The organism is Clostridiaceae bacterium (genome assembly GCA_012840395.1).
Classification (GTDB): domain Bacteria; phylum Bacillota; class Clostridia; order Acetivibrionales; family DULL01; genus DULL01.
In genome coordinates, this window is record DULL01000040.1 from 1 (window position 1) to 5,028 (window position 5,028).

The following is a 5,028-nucleotide window of genomic DNA, read 5'->3' on the forward strand; positions in this document are numbered from 1 at the left end:
ATCACGATTCCTTTCGTTTGGTTTCTTATCAATTCTCAAACTACAGGAAAATCGTGATTATGGGAAGACCTATTTTGGGTTCTTCCCATATTTTTATTTAATTTGCCTACGATAATTTTACTCTAAGTATAATCCCTGAAGAAGGTACTACTTTGGGAAGAATATTATGTGGTATATCAAGTTCAGCCAGAAGCTCTTCATCCCATTTCAAATCATGTATGTTAAAAAGCATTGTTCTTGAAGCATTGGAGTAATCCGTTACATGAGCCTTTCCCCCTGTAAGGTTCCATATGAGCCAGGTATCGATGGTACCAACCAATAGCTCACCTCTATTTGCCATATCCCTTGCTCCGGCAACATTTTCAAGAATCCATTTAATTTTAGTTCCGGAAAAATATGCATCAATAATTAATCCGGTCTTTTGCTGTATGATATCCTGCAAACCTCTTTCCTTTAATTCACTGCATGTTCCTGACGTTCTGCGGCACTGCCATACTATTGCATTGCATATTGGTTTACCGGTATTTTTGTTCCAGGCTACAACGGTTTCTCTCTGGTTTGTAATGCCTATGCAAGCTATCTCATCTGGAAAAATTCCGGCATCATTTATTACCGCTTTAAGTACCTCTAACTGATTATTCCAGATTTCTTCAGGGTCATGCTCAACCCATCCTGGTTTACTGTATATTTGCTTATGTGCTTTGCTTTTAACTGATATAATATCGGCATTATGATTGAAAATAATTGCTCTGGAACTTGTAGTTCCCTGGTCAAGTGCAACAATATATTTTTTCAAAAAATACGACCCCCTTATACAACTGTGGAAAGAAATACTTACTAGAATATTTATATAAATAAAAAATAAACAACCTTATATTTTATTGTAGCATATTATTTAATTAAAAGCTGTACAAGTTTGTATCAGAAAACACGGAAAATTTCTTTCTTGGCGCCGCATACAGGACAAACATCAGGCACATCTCCTGCCTCTGTATAGCCGCATATGGGGCAAATATAAATATCTCCTATTTCCATGTCTTTACCCTGTTTGGCTGCATCCTGTGCCTGCTGGAACAGTTTTGCATGAATTTTTTCAGCTTCCAGCGCAAAATGGAAAGCCCTCTCTGCATCTTTCTCCTTTTGATACCGGGCTGTTTCAAGATATACAGGATACATTTGATTAACCTCATGGAGTTCTCCGTTAATAGCTCCCTGTAAGTTCTCAGCGGTACTGCCTATTCCAAAAACAGCTCCTGCAGGTACAGTATAGTCTCCTTTTTGTTCTTTCAATACGCGGAAATGGTTATTGGCATGAGCCCACTCTGCATATGCAATAGCGTTAAAAAGCCTTGCAATATTGGGCATATTCTCTTTTTCAGCTAATTCTCCCCATATGAGATATCTCATATGAGCCATACTCTCTCCACTATATGCTGAACGTAAAAAATCTGCAGTCATTGCATTTTTTACTGCCATAGAAAATTCCTCCCTTGCTTAACTAAAAATCGTATGATTATTATATTGCGTATTACTGGAACAATTTATTCACTATTACCGCAATACTCAGTCATAACAGAAATCTACGTTATGAAAACTTCCATTGAGTTTCAAAGCCCTTTCCCTAGTTTTATTATAATTCATAGACTTCGCCATTGAATAATGTAACAATAACCTTAAAACTATATTCTGGGTAATTGTTATGTTCTACAGGTGCACCCGTCTCTGAATGCAGAATATTTACCATATAGCTTCCGTATTCATCACCTTTGTCATCTGTAGAAATTTCGCCATACTTAACTTCAGGTAATGCAGAAGCATTAATATCACCTGCTGCTATCATTATGTTAAGTTTGTCCACGGCTTCTGAATTCAGAATATTATATGCAGTGACATCTTTTGAAAAAACTTCTTTATCCTTATAATAGGCTTTAACTATCACACTTTTAATTTTAAAATCTTGTTCACCAAATGTCTTATTACGCAATTTGAATGTATAGGTTGTTTTTTCCTTATCAGTGCCTGTGCCACTTTCCAAAAAGCTAATTCTGTTCTCAAAATCACTTTTAATATCTTTCTGATACGGATAAGAATTTAGCTTTTTGTAGTCCCCATCAGCTGATTTTTGATATATGTTTAATGTATAATTTTCTTTGTAAGATAACTCGATTTCACAAGAATAATTTAATCCATTTGCAGATATACATTCATAATTTAATCCATTTGAATTATTTTGTGATGATACATTAAGATATACTTTTGAATCTGCATCTGACTGCTTTAATGTAAACTCTATCAAAGTTTTTACAGTTCCTGACTTTGTATCAACACCGTTATATGTAGAACTGAAACTCGATACAATATTTTGTTGCTCGCTTAAAATACTCTCGACTCTATCTGAGATGCCATAAATTAAATTATTTAATTCCAGATTTATGTTAGATTCCATATTAGAAACACGATTATTCAAATATTCTATTTCTCTATTTAACCTGACATTCTGGTATATTAACAAACCTAAAATAAGTATCAATGCTATAACTATAACATTGTACTTTTTACCGTTTTCCATCTGATACCACCCTTCAAATAAATGCATTATTATTATTAATTATTTCATGCTGATCCGGCAAAATTTATCTTCACTGTTCTATCTTTATTCTCCCGCTCTCCTGCTAAAAACCAGGTATATGATTCCAGCTATGGAAAGAAGCGCAGATATAACAGTTATGATATATGGTGATGGATTGCTTGAAATGAAAATTGCTGTTGGTCCATCTGCCCCGCCTATAATACCTATTGTTCCAGCCCTAGCTGCTTCACTGTTTAGTTTATATGATAAAAAAATACGTATTATATAATTAGAAAATACACTAATTAAAGTTATTATAATATTTATAGTAGTTAGTGCAAAAATAAGTTTTCTTAGTTTCATTTTCTTCAATTTGACCTCACTTGATTTATCAATTTATAATATTCTCTCTTGTATAATAACAAGTTAATCTTACAAAGAATCTGTATACCACTCTTCATAATAGCTTTTTTAATGTTATCTCTTTATACTTATAATTAATTATACTATAAATATACTCTTATTTAACATTATCTCTTTTTATAGTTAAACAGTATATGCGCTTAATTACGCATAATATGTGAATATGCTATAATAAGCGCATATTTTGAGCTTATGATCTGATATTAGTATAATTTGTTATTCTCAAATAATAGGACGGTGACTACATCATACTTTTTCTTTTCAAATGGTATAATTTCGATAATTATAGAAAAATTACATATTATAGGATTGCCTTTAGAATGCCTTCAGAATTTTATGCACGGAAGGATTCATTTATACATTCCTTATTTCAAAACTGGCAAAGTGGAACCTCCATAGGGCATAACTAGCACCTTGGCATTATTGCCAAGCTGGTTAAATGCACATGCTATTGCATCTTTTACATTAGTATACGGTTCAAGAAAAAGTTTCCTTACAAAATCTGCTTCCATATCAGATACAAGAAATACTCGGGCTTTTCTTAAAACCATTGCAATAGCCGCTGCTTTATGTCCTCCAAGCTCAAATTTACTATGTATTTTAGTTATCATACTTTCAGGTGATTCTGCTTCCAGCATCCACCTTTCAAATACACTTTCCCCTAAACCTTCTTTGCACGAAGCCACAAGAATTACTATTCCTCCGTCCTTTACCGCATGAGCAGAGTTATCAAGAGCCTTTTGTGCCTGATAAAGGTTTATATCTTTTGGATATCCTCCGGGTGATACAATTACTATATCAGCTTTATCAGGTATTTTAACTTTATAAATTGAGTCCAGAAAACGGCAGCCTTCCCTGTGCGCTTTAATATAGTGCCCCGCTACTGCTTTAATTATATTTTTATTTTCATCCAGCACTACATTCAAGATAAAATCGATTGGGACAAAATCAGCCACTTCATCGATATCTTCCCGGACAGGGTTCCCTTCTAGTATGCCTGCTCTTGCACCATCTTCAATCATCCTGCTATGGTTAGCTTGAATTGCACCTCTTGTTGAAACTCCAGGCATTATGGCCTTAGCACCTCCACTATAGCCTGCGAAGTAGTGATATTCAATATTTCCAAGGCAAATCCTGAAGTCTGCTTCCACAACAGGCCGGAAAATGTCCACTGGTGTACCTTTTGATGATTTACCCAAATGAACTGCATCTCTGGCATCGCTGTCAATACATTTTATCTTATTATATATATCTTCTCCCACTAGTGCGCGTTTCTCTTCTTCAGTATGTTTTCTGTGACTTCCCAAAGAAAAAACAACTGTTATATCCTCTTCACTCACTCCTGCCTCAAGCAGTTCTTCTAGAATAACTGGCAATACAATTTTTGAAGGCATTGGGCGGGTAATATCGCTGGTGATGATAACTACTTTTTTCCCTGGTTTTACTATCTCTTTGAGCCTCGGTGAACCTATAGGCTCTTTCATAGCCCGTTTAACCTCATCTACACCTGTAAGTTTGACGGGAACATCATTAGGCTTAAGTATCCCTAGCAAATTTGAATTGTTTATCTCAATATCTACCTTTGATTTTCCGAACCCAAGAAAAATTTTCATATATTACTCCTATCAATATTAGATGTTCTGTTAACTTAATAATAAAAATGAGACCTGAAACGCTTCTGGTATAATGGAAATTGCCACACCACCATTACCTCCCAGAAAGGAGCGTTTAGGTCTCATGACTATTATACCACCAAACGTTGTATGTCCAAAATGTTTTTCAAAAGATCTTTACCGTTTTGGTAAGGACAAGGACGGTTATCAGAAATATCAGTGTAAACATTGTAAACGTCAGTTTGCTCCTGATAATCCGTCTCTCAATAATCGTTCCAGACATCAAGGGAAATACCCTAATTGTCCGGTTTGCGGTAAAGCATCTTTTCTGCATCATGACTATACTTATTACTCAAACTTCCGTTGTTGTGATAAAAAATGCAACCATTCTTTCCGAGTACCAAAACTCATTAATGTTAAACC

Annotated in this window: 6 protein-coding genes; 1 reads left to right on the top strand and 5 read right to left on the bottom strand. The window is 34.8% G+C overall.

All coding sequences use genetic code 11. From position 1 onward, the window contains the following. Positions 1-106: 106 nt before the first annotated feature. From GXX20_05185 to larA, 5 genes are all read right to left on the bottom strand, one after another. Complete coding sequence (locus tag GXX20_05185; protein HHW31056.1) at positions 107-796, bottom strand: hypothetical protein; 690 nt, start codon at positions 794-796, stop codon at positions 107-109. Positions 797-921: 125 nt separating this feature from the next. Further along, entirely contained in the window at positions 922-1,476 is a 555-nt protein-coding gene (locus GXX20_05190; GenBank protein ID HHW31057.1) for a rubrerythrin family protein, read from the bottom strand. A gap of 154 nt (positions 1,477-1,630) precedes the next feature. Continuing rightward, on the bottom strand, positions 1,631-2,569 hold the full coding sequence (locus GXX20_05195) for a hypothetical protein (protein HHW31058.1): 939 nt from the start codon (positions 2,567-2,569) through the stop codon (positions 1,631-1,633). An 84-nt stretch (positions 2,570-2,653) separates the two neighbouring features. Continuing rightward, positions 2,654-2,941 (bottom strand): hypothetical protein, encoded by a 288-nt coding sequence (locus GXX20_05200; protein ID HHW31059.1) that lies wholly within the window; start codon positions 2,939-2,941, stop codon positions 2,654-2,656. Between the two features lie 416 nt (positions 2,942-3,357). Next, positions 3,358-4,605 (bottom strand): nickel-dependent lactate racemase, encoded by a 1,248-nt coding sequence (gene larA, locus GXX20_05205; protein ID HHW31060.1) that lies wholly within the window; start codon positions 4,603-4,605, stop codon positions 3,358-3,360. Between the two features lie 124 nt (positions 4,606-4,729). Between larA and GXX20_05210 the strand changes: the two genes are divergently transcribed. Beyond that, positions 4,730-5,028, top strand: a 299-nt coding sequence (locus GXX20_05210) for an IS6 family transposase (protein HHW31061.1), incomplete at its 3' end; no start/stop codon positions are given.